Origin of the sequence: Hymenobacter lutimineralis, from assembly GCF_008271285.1 — a bacterium.
Classification (GTDB): domain Bacteria; phylum Bacteroidota; class Bacteroidia; order Cytophagales; family Hymenobacteraceae; genus Hymenobacter; species Hymenobacter lutimineralis.
In genome coordinates this window covers 33,802-49,396 of record NZ_VTHL01000013.1, presented here as the reverse complement: position 1 = coordinate 49,396, position 15,595 = coordinate 33,802, and the positions used below count along the sequence as shown (strand labels likewise).

Below are 15,595 nucleotides of genomic sequence, written 5' to 3'. Positions count from 1 at the left end.
TTAGCTGTAAGTGGTGAGTGAATTCGACAACTGAAACTCTTTACAGATAATAAATCCTTCAAATCCACAAGTCGATTCAAAGGAGAAATATCGGTTTGTAGTGTTTGAGGTTATTTCATCCACCAGACCACTTGATAGGTACTTTCGCATTCTGTGAAAGTAATTAGCATGCCAATGCATCAACTCACTGAAAGAATCAACTTCTCTCAAATCAAAGAGAATCGTCGTATGGCCAAAGTCCCAGAACTCTTGAAGCTCGACACCTGAAAAAGCAGCCATAATCTTCTCGGGCTCATCTTCGCTTTGCCAACGCTCCAGTTCTATGGTTATGCGTTTAACGTTGAAGTCGACTTCCAGCTTCTTGACAATCCCGTCACCGATGTACTCACTATAAGAGGTCATATACTACCCCGCAAACTCCCGCAGGGCCCGGAGCAGCTGCTCGTTCTCAGCGGGGGTGCCCACGGTAAGGCGGAGCGTGCCGGCGCAGCCGGGCTGGGTGGTGCGGTTACGCACGATGATGCCCCGGGCTACCAGGAAATCGTACACGGCCGTGGCATCGGGATGGAAACGGACCAGCAGGAAGTTGGCATCCGAGGGGAATACCTCTGTCACAATGGGCAGCGCGGGCAGACGCTCCCGCAGCCAGTCGCGGCTCACCAGCAGCTGCCGGCGCAGCTCCTCGAAACGGGGCGCGTCGCGCAGGGCGGCCAGGGCGTGCTGCTGGGTGGCTTCCGACACGTTATACGGCGGCTTGATTTTGTTGAGGTAGCCGATGATTTCCGGCGAGGCGAAAGCCATACCCAGGCGCAGGCCGGCCAGACCCCAGGCCTTCGAGAAGGTCTGCAGCACCACCAGGTTGGGGAATTCGGCCAGACGGGTGGTCCAGCTGGGGGCGGCGGCGAAATCGGCGTAGGCCTCATCTACCACTACCAGCCCGCGGAACCCGCGCAGAATTTCCTCCATGTACTCGGCGTGGAGCAGGTTGCCGGTGGGGTTATTGGGCGAGCAGAGCCACACGATTTTGGCGTCGGAAGCCAGCACGCCGGCCACGATTTCGGACGAGAGCTGGAAGTCGGGCTTCAGTTGCAGGCGCTCCACGCGCACGTCATTCAGGTTGGCGGCCACCTCGTACATGCCGTAGGTGGGCGGCAGGATGAGCAGGCTGTCGTGGCCGGGCACGCAGGTGAGGCGCACCAGCAGGTCGATGGCCTCATCGGAGCCGTTGCCGAGGAAAATCTGCTCGGGGCGCACGGCTTTGAGCTGGGCCAACTCCTGCTTCACGGCGCGCTGCAGCGGATCGGGGTAGCGGTTGAACTGGTCGGGGCCGGCGCTGCCGAGGCTGTTCTCGTTGGCGTCGAGCATGACCTGGGCCTCGCCCTGAAATTCGTCGCGGGCCGACGAGTAGGGCTTCATGCCCCGGATGTTGGGGCGTACGAGGCTATCAAGGTTGAACATCGGTTGGTTTCTTATTGTCATCCTGAGCAGAGCGAAGGACCTTATCACGTCTGTGTTACTACCGAACGTCTGGTTCTGGCGTGATAAGGTCCTTCGACACTGGCTTGATGCGCCACATGCTCAGGATGACAGGTTATTTATATATCTGTTTCTACTGCTTCCAGGCGGAGGGTGACGGCGCGGGCGTGGGCGCGGAGGCCTTCGGCTTCGGCCATGGTTTCTACCACGGGGCCCACGTTCAGCAGGCCTTCGGGGGTGAGGCGCTGGAAGGTAATTTTCTTCAGAAACGAATCCAGCGACACGCCGCTGTAGTTGCGGGCGTACCCGTTGGTGGGCAGCGTGTGGTTGGTGCCCGAGGCGTAGTCGCCCACGGCTTCCGGGGTGAGGTGGCCCAGGAATACGGAGCCGGCGTTGGTTACGCCTTCGGCCAGTTGCTCGGGGTTGCGCACGGCCAGAATCAGGTGCTCGGGAGCATACTGGTTCGAGAAGTACAACATTTCCTCCGGCGTGCGCAGCAGGATGGCGCGGCTTTCGGTGAGGGCCTGGGCGGCCACCTCAGCCCGGGGCAGCTCGCGCAGCTGGCGCTCCACCTCGGCTTTGGTCTGCTCCAGCATCGACAGCGAGTCCGACAGCAGAATCACCTGCGAGTCGGGGCCGTGCTCGGCCTGACTGAGCAGGTCGGCCGCCACGAAGGCCGGCGTGGCCGATTCGTCGGCAATAACCAGCACTTCAGACGGGCCGGCCGGCATATCAATGGCCACGCCGTAGCGGGTAGCCAGTTGCTTGGCGGCCGTCACGTAGCGGTTGCCGGGGCCGAAGATCTTGTCCACGGCCGGCACTGAGTCAGTTCCGCCGCTCAGCGCGGCCACGGCCTGGGCCCCGCCGGCTTTCACGATGGTGGTGATGCCCAGCAGCTGCGCCGTAAACAGGATGATGGAGTTCACCGAGCCATCCTTCTGGGGCGGAGTGCACAGCACGATTTCAGGGCAGCTGGCCAGCCGGGCGGGTACGCCCAGCATCAGCAACGTGCTGAACAGCGGCGCGGTGCCGCCCGGAATGTAGAGGCCCACGCGCTGCACGGGCACCGCCCGCCGCCAGCACGTCACGCCCGGCATGGTTTCCACGCGCTCCTCCTGCGGGATTTGCGCTTTATGGAACCGCAGAATGTTGGCGTGCGCCTGCCGGATGGCCGTTTGCAGCTCGGCCGGCACCTGGGCAGCGGCAGCGGCCAGCTCCTCGGGCCCCACGCGCAGGCCGCCCGCGAGGTCGGCCCCGTCGAACTGCCGGGCGTAGTCGAGCAGAGCCGCGTCGCCGCGCCGGCGCACGTCCTCAAAAATCTGCTGCACGCGCTGCTCCACGTCCTGGGCCTGCTGCTGGGCAGCCCGCTGCTGCAGCGCCGCCCACTCCGGCTGGGAAGGATATTGGAAGATGTTCATCTTAATTAATGTGGGGAATGTGAAAAATGTGTGGGAATGTGAATGAATAACTGCTTCAACTAATCATTTTTCACATTTCCCACATTCACGCTCATTTGTCACATTCAGCTTTAGCTGATCATTTTCTCAATCGGGAGTACCAGAATGCCTTCGGCGCCGACGGCTTTGAGCTGGCTGGTGATGTGCCAGAAGTCGTCCTCATTCACGACCGACTGCACCGACACCCAGCCTTCTTCGGCCAGCTTCGTGACGGTGGGCGACTTAATGCCGGGCAGCAGGGCCTTCACCGCGTCGAGGGCGGCCACGGGGGCATTGAGCACAATGTACTTGTTGCGGCGGGCGCGACGCACGGCCTGCATGCGGAACTGCAGCTGCTCGAGCAGCTCCTTTTTCTCGGCGCTTAGGCTCTGGTTGGCAATGAGCACCGCTTCGGAGCGGAACACAGTTTCTACTTCGCGCAGGCCGTTGCCCAGCAGCGTGGAGCCACTGCTGACAATATCACAGATGGCCTCGGCTAGTCCAATGCTGGGGGCAATTTCCACCGACCCGCTGATGGTGTGCAGGTTGGCTTTCACGCCGCGCTCCGCCAGGTAGTCGCCCAGAATGCGCGGGTACGAGGTAGCAATGTTCACACCGTGCAGGTCCTCAATGGAGTCATAGGTGGCGGCGCGGGGCACGGCCAAACTCAGGCGGCACTTGCTGAAGCCCAGGCCTTCTACTTCCAGGCCGGGAAAACCGGCTTCCACCAGCACGTTCTGGCCCACAATGCCCAGGTCGGCCACGCCGTCCTGCACGTAGCCGGGAATATCGTCGTCGCGCAGGTACAGGATTTCGAGGGGGAAGTTGGTAGCTTCGGTTTTGAGCTTGTAGGAAGCCGAGAGGAAGCTGATGCCGCATTCCCGAATCAAATTCAGGGAATCTTCGCTTAAGCGGCCCGATTTCTGGATGGCCAGACGGAGCATATGTCTTTCAATTAGGAATTAAGAATTAGGAATTAAGAATTGGCGCGTTTTGCCAAGTGCTTAACCGTAATTCAGAAGGGGTTGGTGGGAAACAGGGCAGCAGACCCAAACGTTGGAAATTAGCCATAATCTGGCCGGGCCACCTGCTTTCGGGGGCCGGGGAACCAAGGGTGCGGTTCGCCCAACGGGGTCAATATGATGCGTATATTCCTCTAGAAAGAGGAATGATGCCCGTGGTGATGGTGATGCTGGGTCTCAGACGCGCAGGCCTCAGCCAGGCGGCCCGCAACGGGGGCAGCCAGGTGGCTAGAAGAGCTCAGGAAAAGCGCGGAGAAAAGCATACGGGGCTTGGAGTAGCGGGGCAAAGGTAAGCGCGACAGTCAGAGTTGAAAACTTTTCAGCAAAAAAAATCAATTTGGCAACCTGTATCTTCGCCCTTTCTGCACGATTTCCACTTTCTGGCACTATTGTTTCGGGCAAGGTGCCGTCCCTGTTGCTAACTTTTCTTTCTGCTGTCCCTATGCGCACGTTCCTTTTGGTGAGCTGGCTTGTGGCCCTGAGCAGCCTGGCGCTGCCGGTCGTTGCTCAAACCGCAGCTGCTGATACGACCCAACCCCAGCTGCCGCTGCCGCAGGCCAGTCCGCGGGCTCTGCTCCAGCAAACCGTGGGCCTCACCGACATTACCGTGGAGTACCACTCCCCCAGCGTGAAGGGCCGCGGTATCTGGGGGCAGCTCGTTCCCTACAACCAAATCTGGCGCGCCGGGGCCAACGAGAATACCGTTATCACCTTTTCCAGCAACGTGCACCTGAACGGGCAGCTGGTCCTGGCCGGCAAGTATTCCCTCTTCGTGCTGCCGGTATCAGACCAGGACTGGCAGTTTGTGCTGAACAAAGTAACCACGCACTGGGGCGCCGAGGGCTACAACGCGGCCCAGGACGTGGTGCGGGTGCCCGTAGTGCCGGAAGCCTCGGCCTTTCGTGAAACCCTGTGCTACTGGTTTTCGGATGTTCGCCCCACCGCCGCCCACCTCAATCTAAGCTGGGAAAAGCTTACGGGCTCACTCACCATCGAAACGGACGTACACGCCCAGGTGCTGGCGGGCATCGAGCAAACCCTGGCGGCCCGTCCCAACAACTGGCAGCTGCTGGCCCAGGCGGCCGAGTATCTGGTCCAAAATAACCTTCAGGCCGAGCAGGCCCTGCACTACATCAACGAGTCGATTCGATTAAATGAGTCCTATACCAACACGTGGATAAAAGCGCGGCTGATGGCTTCCAAGCAGGATTATGGCACGGCCGTCATCTACGCCCGCAAAGCCCTCAAGCTCGGCGACAAAGACGACGCCAACTTTAAAGCCCAGCAACCTAACATGCGTATTGCCCTCACCGAGTGGCAAGCCAAAGCCTACTGAGCAGTCGTAGGAACCAGGCTTTCGTACGTTAACTTCAACCGGCGCCCCACTAGGCGCCGGTTTTCGTATAGGCTGCGGGCGCAGTACCTTGGCCAGCATGGAAGCATTTCTCTCCGTTTGCGCCGCGATTCATCCAATGTCGGTGGCGCTAGAGTCTGCACTGCGGGAGCGGGTGCAAGCCGAGGCGGTGCCCGACCGGGCCTACCTGCTGCAGCCCGGGCAAACGGCCAACCGCCTGTATTTTCTCGAGCAAGGGCTGGTGCGCGGCTTCTACCTCAAGGAAGGCAAGGAAGTCACGTCGTGGTTTATGCCGGGAGGGCATTTCGTGATTTCCATCCACTCCTTTTTCGCCCGGCAGCCTTCGCACGAGTACCTGCAGGCCCTGGAAGACTGCCGGCTCTGGTCCTTGCGCTACGAGCAGCTACAGCAGCTGTACCGCGAGTTTCCGGAATTCAACTTCATCGGCCGCACCCTCACCGAGCGGTACTACGTGCTCAGTGAGCAACGGGCTCTGCACCTGCGCATGTACTCGGCCGCCGAGCGGTACGAGCAACTGCTGCGTGACTTGCCCAACATCTTCCAGCGGGTGCCGCTCAAGCTACTGGCCTCCCACCTGGGTCTCACCCCCGAAACGCTCAGCCGCCTGCGTGCCCACCGCAGTTCTTGATATTTATCAAGTGTTCCGGCAACACGAAGCCTGACTTTTGGAGCATTGTTTCACTTAGCTCCTTTCGTCATGCATTCCTTATTTGCGACGCTGCCTTTGGGTGGCTACCACGTGTCGGCCCCACCCCTGCTGGTCATCATTTTTCTGGCCTTTGTCTTCTGCTTTGTGCTGGAGCGCATCATTCCAGGCTGGCAGCTGCCCTGGGTTCCCACCTGGCCACGGCGGGTACTGACGGTCAATCTGGCCCAGCTGCTGGTGGTCGTGGTGGCGGGCGTCACCTGGGAAAAGTGGTTTTCGGCCTACTCACTGTGGCACGTTTCCCGGCACCTGGGGCCGGTACCTAGTGGCCTGCTGGCCTACGTGGTGGCCACGTTTATATTCTACTGGTGGCACCGCTGGCGCCACACCCAGGATTTCCTCTGGCTGCACTTTCACCAAATTCACCACAGCCCCCAGCGCATTGAGGTTATTACCTCCTTCTACAAGCACCCATTGGAAATGACGGTTAACTCCCTCATTGGAGGCTTGCTGGTGTACACCGTGCTGGGGCTGAGCCCGGCCGCCGGCGCCGTGTACACGCTGTGTACGGCCCTGGGTGAGTTTTTCTACCACACCAACGTGCGCACGCCCCGCTGGGTGGGTTACATTTTTCAGCGGCCCGAAATGCACCGCGTCCATCACCAGTACCAGCAGCACAGCCACAACTATGGCGACCTGGTGGTGTGGGACTGGCTCTTCGGTACCTACCGCAACCCCGCCCGCTTCACAGCCACCTGCGGCTTCGATGCGGAAAAGGAAGAACAGTTAACCGATATGCTCCGCTTTAAGGACGTGCACGCCGATGCTTAATTTATTCGCACTAGGCCGGTACGCCTTGCTAGGGTTCGTACCGCTATTGCTGGCTGGCTGCAACGACGGTGCCCTGGGCATTAGTGGCAGCGTAGCTGAATCTCGGCAACGGCAGGTGTTTCTTCGGCACTATACTCCTTCCGTATCGACGTTTACCTTCGCGGGTGTACCCTATCGGATTCAGGAATGCTGGGTAGAACAAACCTGGACCCACCGGGGCTGGAACAAAATGGTTATTGACCCGGACAAGTATGCCGGTTACAATTTCGTTGTTCGCGTAACGCCTTCGACTGATCAGCTCTGGGGTATCAGGTTTCAGTCGGTCACCATGCAAAGTCAGCATCTGAGTTCCACGGCCTCCAGCCTGTGGAGCACAACTTATGGCGTGCCGCCCGATACGCTGGCCTACCGGCTCATGCTGAGCGACTCCACGCCTACCAATCAGGTAATTCGGTTTTATAAACACGCCCGCTAAAACCGCGCAATTACGCGCACGTTCACCACCCGGGGTGAAAGGTAGTTGGGCACGGCGTAGGTAAGGCCGTTCAAATCCTGCACGTAGTTGTAGCCCCCAATGTTGTTAGCCGCAATGATGTTGAGCACTTCCAGTCCCAGCCAGAGGCTTTCGAGCTGGCCGGGGCGGCGCGTGGCCGCGTTGCTCTGCAAACTCAGCACTTTCGAAAAGCCAATATCCACGCGCTTATAGGAGCGCGTGAGCTTGGTAGTGCCGCGCAGCTCGGGCGCTTCGGGCGGGCTAAACGGCAGGCCCGAGCCAAATACTAGGTTCACGTAGCCTTTCACCGAGGGGTTGTTAGGCAAGTGGTCCTGGAAGAAGATACCCAGGTTCAGGCGCTGGTCGCTGGGGCGGCGGATATAGCCTTTGGGCTGCTTGCCCACGGCCTGCCCGTCGGCATCAAACACGGTCAGAGAATCGTCGGAGAGGTTTTCGCGGGTGGTAAGCACGCCCAGACTGATCCAGGATTCGTCGCCTTTCACGAACTCCCCACTCACGCGGGCGTCGAAGCCGGCGGCGTAGGCCGTGGCGTTGTTACGGGCAAAGTAGCGCAGGCGCACATTGTCCACGTCGTAGGGCACCACGTCCGTCATATACTTGTAGTAGACTTCCCCCGTGAGGCGGAAGGGCCGCCCCCACTGCTCAAAGCGCAGGTCGGAGCCGGCAATGACGTGCAAGGAGCGTTGGGCCCGCAGCTCCGGGTTCAGGGAGGCCGCGTACACCAGCGGGGCCTGGGGCGCGGCGCGCTCAGCCACCTGGCGGCGCAGCTCGCGGTAGAACGGCGGCTGGTAGTACAGGCCCGTCCCGAACTTAAATGACAGGCATGGGTTGCGGCGCGTGATAAACGAATACTGGGCCCGGGGGCTTACCACCAGCTGACCGTTCGCCGTCCAGTAGTGGGCGCGCAACCCGTAGGTGAGTGTGCGCAGCGAATCCAGGGTCACGCGGTCCTGCACGTAGCCTTGGTAGCGGTAGCTGTCTAGGTTCAGGCTGGAGCGCAGGCGGGTGCGGCGGTAGTCAGGCACGAAGTCGGCTGAGTCGACGTAGCTATATTCATTCAGCACGTCTTCAATGTGCTCCTGCCCGGCTTTGGCGCCAGCCAGCACGGTGTGCCGGGTGCCGGGCGTCCACTCGGTGCGGGCCTCCAGGGTACCTACCCGGGCCTGCAGGGTGTTGCGGGAATGCTTAAAGCTGGAACCGACGTCGCGCTGGCGCACTTCCCGGTTGTAGTCCTGTGAATTGGGGTCGCGGTTGATATCGGCGAAAAAGTAACCCGCCTCCACGTCGCGGTATTCCAGCTCCTTGGACAGCAAAAGGCCCGCCTGCAACTCCCCGGTGAATGAATTGGTAAAGCGCCGGCGCAAACTCAGGCCCGTTTGGTAGGTATCGTACTGCATCCGCTCGTGCCCATCGTAGAGGATGGTCAGGCGCTGAAACTGGGCCGTGCCCGTGCTGAACGTAGCCTGGCCCGAGACGGGCGAAAACAGAAAATCGTTGTGGGCTACGGCCGTGAGCAGGCTCAGGGTAGTGCGGCTGGGGTCCGAGGCGTCGCGGCCCAGGCCGGCGGTGAGGTACACCTGCGCATCGTAGAACGTGGGATTATACTGTCCCTGGGCCGTTCTGAGCGTGTTGAAGACGTAGGTGGGGTTCTTGTAACGCACCCCCACCAGATAGGTCAGGCGGCGGTTGGGCGAAGCGACTTCTACGTGGGCGGTGCCGCCCGTGAGGCTGGCCGTGGCCGAAGCGGCAAACCGCTCGGGGCGCTTATAGTTCACGCTCAGCACCGAGGCCAGCTTGTCGCCGTACCGGGGCTGCCAGCCCCCACTGGAAAACTCCACGTTTTCCACCAAGTCGGGGTTGATGAAGCTCAGGCCTTCCTGCTGGGCGGAGGTAACCAGGAATGGCCGGTACACCTCAAAGCCATTCACGTACACCAGGTTTTCCTCGTAGTTGCCCCCGCGCACGGCGTAGGTGCTGGTCAGCTCGTTGTTGGCCACTACCCCGGGCAGCGTGGTCAGAATCTTGTTGAAGTCGCCAAAAGCGGAGGGCAGCTCTTTGGCTGCGCGCGGGTCAATAGGTGTAATGCTGACCTGCTCACGTGGGTCGGCTCCGCTCGGGCGGGCCCGGATGGTGACGTTGCTCAGGGCCCGGTTATCGGTTTGCAACGTCAGCTTCAGGTCCCGGGCGTTTGCCAGGTCCAAGGGCTGGCGCAGGGTTTGGTAGCCGATGCGACGCACCACCAGCACTAGCGGGCGGGCAGCGGTGGGCGGCGTTACGGTGAGGGAAAACCGGCCTGCGGCATCCGTATTGGTGCCGCCGGGCTGGCCTTCTACCCCCACGCCCGCCAGCTCCAGCGGAAGGCCGCCGGCATCAAGCACGGTGCCCTGCACCAGCACCCGGGCAGCCTGCTGGGCCAGGGCCGGCGGCAAGGCCAGAAATAGGGTTGCTACCAGCAGCCATAGGCTAGACTGACCTACTACCGGCCGCTTCCCCCACCCACCGCTGCGCATTAGTTTTCCTCGCTGGCTACGGTGGCACTTACTTGCTCACGCAAGTCGGCCAGGGTAGCAATAGGGTCCGCGGAATTGAACACAAACGAGCCGGCCACCAGTACGTCGGCGCCGGCCTGCACCAGGGCCGCGGCGTTTTCGCTCGTCACGCCCCCGTCAATTTCAATGAGGGCGGGCGAGCCGCAGTCCACCAGCAGCTCTTTCAGGGCGGCTACTTTGCGTAGGGTATTGGGGATAAAGCTCTGCCCGCCAAAGCCCGGATTCACCGACATGATGCAAACCAGGTCGAGGTCGGCGGCAATATCTTCCAGCACCCACACGGGCGTGTGCGGGTTGAGGGCCACCCCGGCCCGGCAGCCCAGCTGCTTGATTTGCTGCACCACGCGGTGCAGGTGCGGGCAGGCTTCGTAATGCACTGTGAGGTTGGCGGCCCCGGCGTCGCGGAAGGCGGCCAGGTAGTGCTGGGGCTCCTCAATCATCAGGTGCACGTCCAGGGGTTGCTGGGCGTGGCGGTGAATGGCCTGCAGCACCGGAATGCCAAAGGAAATGTTCGGCACAAAGCGGCCATCCATCACGTCGCAGTGCAGCCAGTCGGCGGCGCTACGGCCGAGCATTTCGGCTTCAGCTTGGAGGTTGGCAAAATCGGAGGCCAGCAGCGAAGGGGCCAGCAGCGGCATGGGGCGACGAAGTGCATTCATGAACACGAAGGTAGGCGTTGGGTTGGATACCGGCCGCAGCGGATAACGTAAAAAAGCGGGCCCGGCGTACAAAGTCGGGCGGTTGGGGTAGCTTATCTACCTTCACCAGCCAGACTTGGTGCACCGGGCCCGCCGGGCTACGGCCGCTTACGCTTCGTCGCGACGCTTCCAGGGCTGCCAGTCCAGGTCCCCGTTTTCGCGACGGCGCAGGAACACGGTCTGGTCGTCGCGCTGCATTTTGCCAAAGGTGAGGTCGGCGCGGCAATCCAAACACTTCACCGAGGTGTACTTAAACTTATCCTGGGCCACGCGGGAAGACAAATCCAGGTTATCAGACCCGCAGATACCGCAGTTCAGCACGTCGGGAAAGCTCAGCCGGTCGTACTCAGCCACCACCTCGTGGAAGTTGATGCCTTGGACCGTAAAGTGAAACTGCCGGCGCCCGATGCGCTTGGAAATCATCAATTGAAGCATGAGAAATAGAAATAGGGTTACGAAAGAATGAGGAAACTACAGCCCGACCGACGACTAGCGGCGCACGAAGCGGGTAGCATACTGCACCGTGCCAGCGTTGACCAGGCAGCTATACGTGCCGGCAATCAGGTGGGCGGCGCTCAGCTGGGCTGGTCCGGCTGCCCCCACAAGCGTCTGCTCGCTCACCAATCGGCCCAGGGTATCGAAAATCCGGACCTGCACGGGGCGGCGCTGCAGCTCAGCAGGCAAGGTCAAAAAGAACTGATCGGCTTCGCTGGGATTGGGGTATACCCGTACTTCCCCCCGATTGTGCACCGGCCGGGTACCCAGCGGTGTGCCGGGGTTGGCCAGGTTATAGGCGCGCACGAAATCGGGGATGCCGTAGCCCAGCAAGTTGTCCGGGGCGGCGGCCTGGGTGCCCGACTGCTTCAGGAGCGCAATAATTTCCTGGGCCGTGCGGTTGCGGTTGGCCTGCCAGAAGCCGGCCGTCATGCCGGCCAGAATGGGACAGGCGTAGGACGTGCCATTGCCCAGCACCACGGCCCCGGAAGGACGAATGACGGCGGCCTGCCCACCGCGGGCGGCCAGGTCGGGCTTGATGCGCCCGTCGGCGGTGGGCCCCACGGAGCTGAACCCGCTGCGGATGCCCACCGAGTCGACGGCGCCCACGGCAATGATGGAATCGGCATCGGCCGGTACGCCAATGTAGCGCCAGGCCCCGTTGCCATCATTGCCGGCACTGTTCAGCACCAGAATGCCCACGCGTGCGGCCAGGTCGGCGGCCCGGGTGCCAATGGCGGTATTGCCATCCAGCTCGGCGTAGGTGTGGGTAGCGGCCGGGAAGTCGGGAAACGTGGTGTAGCCCAGGGAGGAGGTAATAATGTCAACGCCGACGGAGTCGGCATACTCGGCCGCTATCAGCCAGTTCATTTCCTCTACCGGCGTTTCGGAGGCCACGTCTTCGGTAATGCACAGGTGGTAGGTAGCCTTGGGGGCCGTGCCGGTGAAAAAGCCCGGCTGCGAAGCGGCCATGGTAGAAAGCACACTGGTGCCGTGCCCGTCGCGCAGGAATACGGCGGGCTGCTTATCCACAAAGTTATAGGTGCTGGCCAGCCGGTTTTCCGCAAACAAGGGTTGGAAGGGCGTGAGCTTATCAACGCCGGGAAATCCCGCGTCGAACACGGCAATGTGCATGTCCTCGCCCCGGTAGCCGGCATCGTGCATGGCCACGGCCCCGAGCTGCACGGCCTGGGCATACGCCTTGCCGTAGTCGGAGCGGCGGCCGGCAACGGAACGCTGGGTGGCGGCGGACACGGGCGCATACGTGTCGGACGCCGGAGCGGCCGTTTTCTTACGGTTCAGCGGGCTGGCCTGCCGCACAAAGGGCAGGGCCTGCACCTGGGCCAGGGTGGCGTCGTCGCAGCTGATCATGACCGCGTTGAACCATCGCGAAGGGTACCAGTAGCTTACACCAGGCACGGCTTTCAGCTGGGCTACGTAGCTGGGATTGACGGGCAGGTCCTGGGCCGTAAGAGCAATATTCTGACGTTGGCGGCGCGCCTGGGCCCGAGCCGACAGGAAGGCGTCGGGCTGGTCGAGTTGAAAGGGCGAGCCGGCTTTGTCCTTAAAGTAAATCAGGTGCTTTTGGGTGGCGGCCCGCCGGGCGGGCGGCGTAGGGCCCGCCCAGGCCGCGCCGCTGATAGCCAGGGAAAGCAGTAAGCCGGAAACCAGGTGCTTCATATACATCAACTGAAAGGGCCGGCCTAAGCCGGCCCGATAACGACATCAGGACAAAGGAAAAAGACTACAGCTTCCCGCTTTCCACCAACACTTCGCGCCGCTCCCGCCCACTCTGGATATACCCGGCCGCAATGGGGCAGCCGCCCTGGTCGGGGTTGGGGTTCTGACAGTAGAAATACCGCTTCCGCTCCCGAAACACGGGGCCTTCGCCTTTCGCAAACACCTGCTGGCGGCTGGAAAAGTAGTAGGCATCGTCTTCCCCGTCGTCGATGGTGGTGACGGTTTCATTGTAGGTTTTATCCCCGGCCGTAAAGGCCTTGCCCACGTTCAGGTAGCGGCGGCTAAGCGTGTCCACGTCGGCAAAGGCGTAGGGGTTCCAGCGGCGGCCTTCGCGCACCGGAAACACCAGCTCCACCGTGCGGCGGTTCTGGCCCGTGAGCTGCAGGGTCTGGCTGGTTGGGGTGAGCACGTACACGCTGTCGTCGCGCCAGGTGTCGGTGGCCAGCACGCGCTTGGAGCGAATAACCCGGTAGCTGCGCAGGCCAGCGGCATCGGTGAAAATATCTTCCACCCGCTCCCGAAACTGGAAACGCGTGCTGATGGACTGGTTTTCCTCCCACACCACGTCTTCCACGTCAAATATGCGGTAGGTACCCACGGCAATGGGGTAATAGTCGGTGCCCAGGGGCATAGCTTCCTCGGTTTCCGTGTCGCAGGCGTACGCTACCCCCGCTACGGCCACTATCATCAGCGTTCGGCGTAGCCAACCAGCCAGATTCCTCATATTGTTTCTACGGTTTGCGCTGCGGGTGTAGCTACCTCTTCAATGATGTGACGCTCAATCCAGCCCCCGCCCAGCACGTCCTGGCCCTCGTAGAATACGGCGGCCTGACCGGGCGTGATGGCGTGCACGGGCTCTTCGAAATATACGTGAATTTTGTCGCCGATTTGCTCCAGAAACGCGGGTGCGCCGCCGTGGTTGTAGCGCACTTTGGTGACGCTGGGCACCAGGCCGCGGCCTTCCAGGGAAGCATACTTACCCATGTTCAGCTTGCCCACCACGGTGCGCGTGCTGGCCAGCTCCTCGTAGTTGCCGAGCACTACCTGGTTGGTTTCGGGGCGTATTTCGGTCACGTACACTGGGAAGCCCAGGGCCACGCCCAGGCCTTTGCGCTGCCCGATGGTGTAGAACGGGTAGCCTTCGTGGGTGCCAATGACGGTGCCGTCGCGGAGCACAAACTGGCCGCCAGCCACGCGCTCCTCCAATCCGGCCACCCGGCGGCGCAGGAAGCCGCGGTAGTCGTTGTCGGGGATAAAGCAGATTTCGTAGCTCTCGGGCTTGTTTACGAGTTCCGTGAAGCCGCGGCGCCGGGCCTCGTCGTAGATTTCGGTTTTGCGCATCTGGCCCAGGGGGAACAGGGTGCGCGCCAGACTCTGCTGACTCACGCCCCAGAGCGCGTAGCTTTGGTCCTTGTTTTCGTCGAGGCCCTTGCTGATGACGTAGCGGCCGTTTTCCTCGCGCACCTGGGCGTAGTGGCCGGTGGCAATAAACTGGCAGCCGAGCTGATCGGCGCGGCGCAGCAGGGCATCCCACTTGATGTGGGTGTTGCAGAGCACGCAGGGGTTGGGCGTGCGCCCGGCCAGGTATTCCTCGGTGAAGTTGGAGATGACAAAGTCCCCGAACTCGTCGCGGATGTCGATGATGTAGTGCGGGAAGCCCAGCTCCACAGCAATCTGGCGGGCATCGTTGATGCTATCGAGCGAGCAGCAGCCGGTTTCTTTCTTGGAGCCGCCCGCCGAGGCGTAGTCCCAGGTTTTCATGGTCATCCCGACCACTTCGTAGCCTTGCTCGTGCAGGAGCACGGCCGCTACGCTACTGTCGATGCCGCCGCTCATGGCTACCAGCACCCGTCCTTTCGAAGTATTCATACGTGATGTGAATTGCGCCCGAAGCGTGAAAGGTTCCGGCCGAAGGCACAAAGGTACGGAGGTTTGAATGGTTGTTTTGCTGGATGGCAGAATGGTTGACTAGATGAATTGTTGCCTGGCGGAATGGCTGTCGTTGTTTCTGAACCATTTAACGGTTTACCCACTCCACCATTCAGCTATTCTCGCCGCTCTATTGCATTTACAAATGAAAAATTAGGCTATGTTTCGGATATTGCGGGGCTAACGCCCTCCTACGCCTGGCTGGCCTTCCACACCTTTTGTATGTCCCTGATTACGTCCGTGCTCGTGCGCGGTATCAATAACCTGTCGGATGCGCGCTATTGCGCCGGCATGGGTGCCGACTACCTTACCTTCCGCCTCGACCCCGCCCTGCCGGGCTACCTGGAGCCAGCCGCCGTGCAGGAGCTCAGCGGCTGGGTAGCCGGGGTGCAGCTGGTGGGTGAGTTCAGCACCTTACCCGTCGATGAAATCAATGCCCTGGCCGAGCAGTGTGGCCTGCACTATATCCTGCTGCATCGCGCCCGCCCGGCCCAGGAGCTCAGCCGCCTTACGCGCCCGGTGTTGCAGCTGGCCGAGTGGATTCCGGATATGCTGCCCGAAGACGTGGACCTGCGGTTCCGGCAGCTGGTAGCCAATACCCGGGGCATCGTGCTGGCCGATGTGCCTCCGGCCCCGCTTACGGGCGTGCAGCGGGCCCACCTCAGCGAACAGGCCCGCTCCTACCCGGTGTGGCTGGCGGCCGGCTTCGCCGAGGGTATTTCCCTGCGGGAGCTGCTGCAGCAAGTGCACGTGGCGGGTATTGTGCTGGAAGGCGGCCAGGAAATCAAGCCCGGCCTGCGCGACTTCGATGAAATGGAAAAAGTATTCGAGGCGCTGGAAGATTAACAGGCCGAATGGCTGGTCGCTTATTTGCAATCAGCCAT

The 15,595-nt window shown here is 61.4% G+C and carries 15 protein-coding genes; 5 read left to right on the top strand and 10 right to left on the bottom strand.

Annotated features, from left to right (window positions below; all coding sequences use genetic code 11):
- From FY528_RS12895 to hisG, 4 genes are all read right to left on the bottom strand, one after another.
- Positions 1 to 402: a hypothetical protein gene (locus FY528_RS12895; RefSeq protein ID WP_149071432.1), complete on the bottom strand. Its 402-nt coding sequence runs from the start codon at positions 400 to 402 to the stop codon at positions 1 to 3.
- A gap of 3 nt (positions 403 to 405) precedes the next feature.
- Positions 406 to 1,458, bottom strand: a complete 1,053-nt coding sequence (hisC, locus tag FY528_RS12890) for a histidinol-phosphate transaminase (protein WP_149071431.1) — start codon at positions 1,456 to 1,458, stop codon at positions 406 to 408.
- A gap of 137 nt (positions 1,459 to 1,595) precedes the next feature.
- Complete coding sequence (gene hisD / locus FY528_RS12885) at positions 1,596 to 2,894, bottom strand: histidinol dehydrogenase (protein ID WP_149071430.1); 1,299 nt, start codon at positions 2,892 to 2,894, stop codon at positions 1,596 to 1,598.
- Between the two features lie 110 nt (positions 2,895 to 3,004).
- Positions 3,005 to 3,856: an ATP phosphoribosyltransferase gene (hisG, locus tag FY528_RS12880; protein ID WP_149071429.1), complete on the bottom strand. Its 852-nt coding sequence runs from the start codon at positions 3,854 to 3,856 to the stop codon at positions 3,005 to 3,007.
- A 520-nt stretch (positions 3,857 to 4,376) separates the two neighbouring features.
- Here hisG and FY528_RS12875 point away from each other — a divergent pair.
- From FY528_RS12875 to FY528_RS12860, 4 genes are all read left to right on the top strand, one after another.
- Positions 4,377 to 5,270 carry a DUF2911 domain-containing protein gene (locus tag FY528_RS12875; RefSeq protein WP_149071428.1) on the top strand — a complete coding sequence of 298 codons (894 nt, stop codon included), beginning with the start codon at positions 4,377 to 4,379 and terminating at the stop codon, positions 5,268 to 5,270.
- Between the two features lie 97 nt (positions 5,271 to 5,367).
- A complete protein-coding gene (locus tag FY528_RS12870; protein ID WP_149071427.1) occupies positions 5,368 to 5,937 on the top strand; it encodes a Crp/Fnr family transcriptional regulator in 570 nt (189 codons plus the stop codon).
- 69 nt (positions 5,938 to 6,006) lie between these two features.
- A complete protein-coding gene (locus FY528_RS12865) occupies positions 6,007 to 6,786 on the top strand; it encodes a sterol desaturase family protein (RefSeq protein ID WP_222931816.1) in 780 nt (259 codons plus the stop codon).
- On the top strand, positions 6,779 to 7,261 hold the full coding sequence (locus tag FY528_RS12860) for a hypothetical protein (RefSeq protein WP_149071426.1): 483 nt from the start codon (positions 6,779 to 6,781) through the stop codon (positions 7,259 to 7,261). Before FY528_RS12865 ends, FY528_RS12860 begins: the two co-directional genes overlap by 8 nt.
- Here the strand turns inward: FY528_RS12860 and FY528_RS12855 are convergent.
- From FY528_RS12855 to mnmA, 6 genes are all read right to left on the bottom strand, one after another.
- Positions 7,258 to 9,729, bottom strand: a complete 2,472-nt coding sequence (locus FY528_RS12855) for a TonB-dependent receptor (protein WP_262383993.1) — start codon at positions 9,727 to 9,729, stop codon at positions 7,258 to 7,260. The genes FY528_RS12860 and FY528_RS12855 overlap by 4 nt on opposite strands.
- Before the next feature lie 80 nt (positions 9,730 to 9,809).
- Positions 9,810 to 10,508 carry a ribulose-phosphate 3-epimerase gene (gene rpe / locus FY528_RS12850; protein WP_262383992.1) on the bottom strand — a complete coding sequence of 233 codons (699 nt, stop codon included), beginning with the start codon at positions 10,506 to 10,508 and terminating at the stop codon, positions 9,810 to 9,812.
- 147 nt (positions 10,509 to 10,655) lie between these two features.
- Positions 10,656 to 10,982 carry a hypothetical protein gene (locus FY528_RS12845; RefSeq protein WP_149071424.1) on the bottom strand — a complete coding sequence of 109 codons (327 nt, stop codon included), beginning with the start codon at positions 10,980 to 10,982 and terminating at the stop codon, positions 10,656 to 10,658.
- Positions 10,983 to 11,036: 54 nt separating this feature from the next.
- Positions 11,037 to 12,722, bottom strand: coding sequence for a S8 family serine peptidase (locus FY528_RS12840; protein WP_187632113.1), 1,686 nt, complete (start codon positions 12,720 to 12,722; stop codon positions 11,037 to 11,039).
- A 64-nt stretch (positions 12,723 to 12,786) separates the two neighbouring features.
- Complete coding sequence (locus tag FY528_RS12835; protein ID WP_187632112.1) at positions 12,787 to 13,506, bottom strand: hypothetical protein; 720 nt, start codon at positions 13,504 to 13,506, stop codon at positions 12,787 to 12,789.
- The gene (gene mnmA / locus FY528_RS12830; RefSeq protein WP_149071421.1) at positions 13,503 to 14,651 is read right to left on the bottom strand and encodes a tRNA 2-thiouridine(34) synthase MnmA; all 1,149 of its coding nucleotides are present in this window, start codon (positions 14,649 to 14,651) and stop codon (positions 13,503 to 13,505) included. The genes FY528_RS12835 and mnmA overlap by 4 nt, the downstream gene beginning before the upstream one ends.
- A gap of 282 nt (positions 14,652 to 14,933) precedes the next feature.
- On the opposite strand from mnmA, the gene trpF reads away from it, so the two are divergent.
- Entirely contained in the window at positions 14,934 to 15,557 is a 624-nt protein-coding gene (trpF, locus tag FY528_RS12825) for a phosphoribosylanthranilate isomerase (RefSeq protein ID WP_168679677.1), read from the top strand.
- Positions 15,558 to 15,595 lie beyond the last annotated feature (38 nt).

What these genes read in the sequence shown, in the direction of transcription:
- FY528_RS12865 (WP_222931816.1), top strand. Translation starts at nt 6,007, where the DNA reads ATGCATTCCTTATTTGCGACGCTGCCTTTGGGTGGCTACCACGTGTCG.
- trpF (WP_168679677.1), top strand. Translation starts at nt 14,934, where the DNA reads ATGTCCCTGATTACGTCCGTGCTCGTGCGCGGTATCAATAACCTGTCG.
- FY528_RS12860 (WP_149071426.1), top strand. Translation starts at nt 6,779, where the DNA reads ATGCTTAATTTATTCGCACTAGGCCGGTACGCCTTGCTAGGGTTCGTA.
- FY528_RS12845 (WP_149071424.1), bottom strand. Translation starts at nt 10,982, where the DNA reads ATGCTTCAATTGATGATTTCCAAGCGCATCGGGCGCCGGCAGTTTCAC.
- hisC (WP_149071431.1), bottom strand. Translation starts at nt 1,458, where the DNA reads ATGTTCAACCTTGATAGCCTCGTACGCCCCAACATCCGGGGCATGAAG.
- hisG (WP_149071429.1), bottom strand. Translation starts at nt 3,856, where the DNA reads ATGCTCCGTCTGGCCATCCAGAAATCGGGCCGCTTAAGCGAAGATTCC.
- FY528_RS12835 (WP_187632112.1), bottom strand. Translation starts at nt 13,506, where the DNA reads ATGAGGAATCTGGCTGGTTGGCTACGCCGAACGCTGATGATAGTGGCC.
- mnmA (WP_149071421.1), bottom strand. Translation starts at nt 14,651, where the DNA reads ATGAATACTTCGAAAGGACGGGTGCTGGTAGCCATGAGCGGCGGCATC.
- FY528_RS12840 (WP_187632113.1), bottom strand. Translation starts at nt 12,722, where the DNA reads ATGAAGCACCTGGTTTCCGGCTTACTGCTTTCCCTGGCTATCAGCGGC.
- rpe (WP_262383992.1), bottom strand. Translation starts at nt 10,508, where the DNA reads ATGAATGCACTTCGTCGCCCCATGCCGCTGCTGGCCCCTTCGCTGCTG.
- hisD (WP_149071430.1), bottom strand. Translation starts at nt 2,894, where the DNA reads ATGAACATCTTCCAATATCCTTCCCAGCCGGAGTGGGCGGCGCTGCAG.
- FY528_RS12870 (WP_149071427.1), top strand. Translation starts at nt 5,368, where the DNA reads ATGGAAGCATTTCTCTCCGTTTGCGCCGCGATTCATCCAATGTCGGTG.
- FY528_RS12895 (WP_149071432.1), bottom strand. Translation starts at nt 402, where the DNA reads ATGACCTCTTATAGTGAGTACATCGGTGACGGGATTGTCAAGAAGCTG.
- FY528_RS12875 (WP_149071428.1), top strand. Translation starts at nt 4,377, where the DNA reads ATGCGCACGTTCCTTTTGGTGAGCTGGCTTGTGGCCCTGAGCAGCCTG.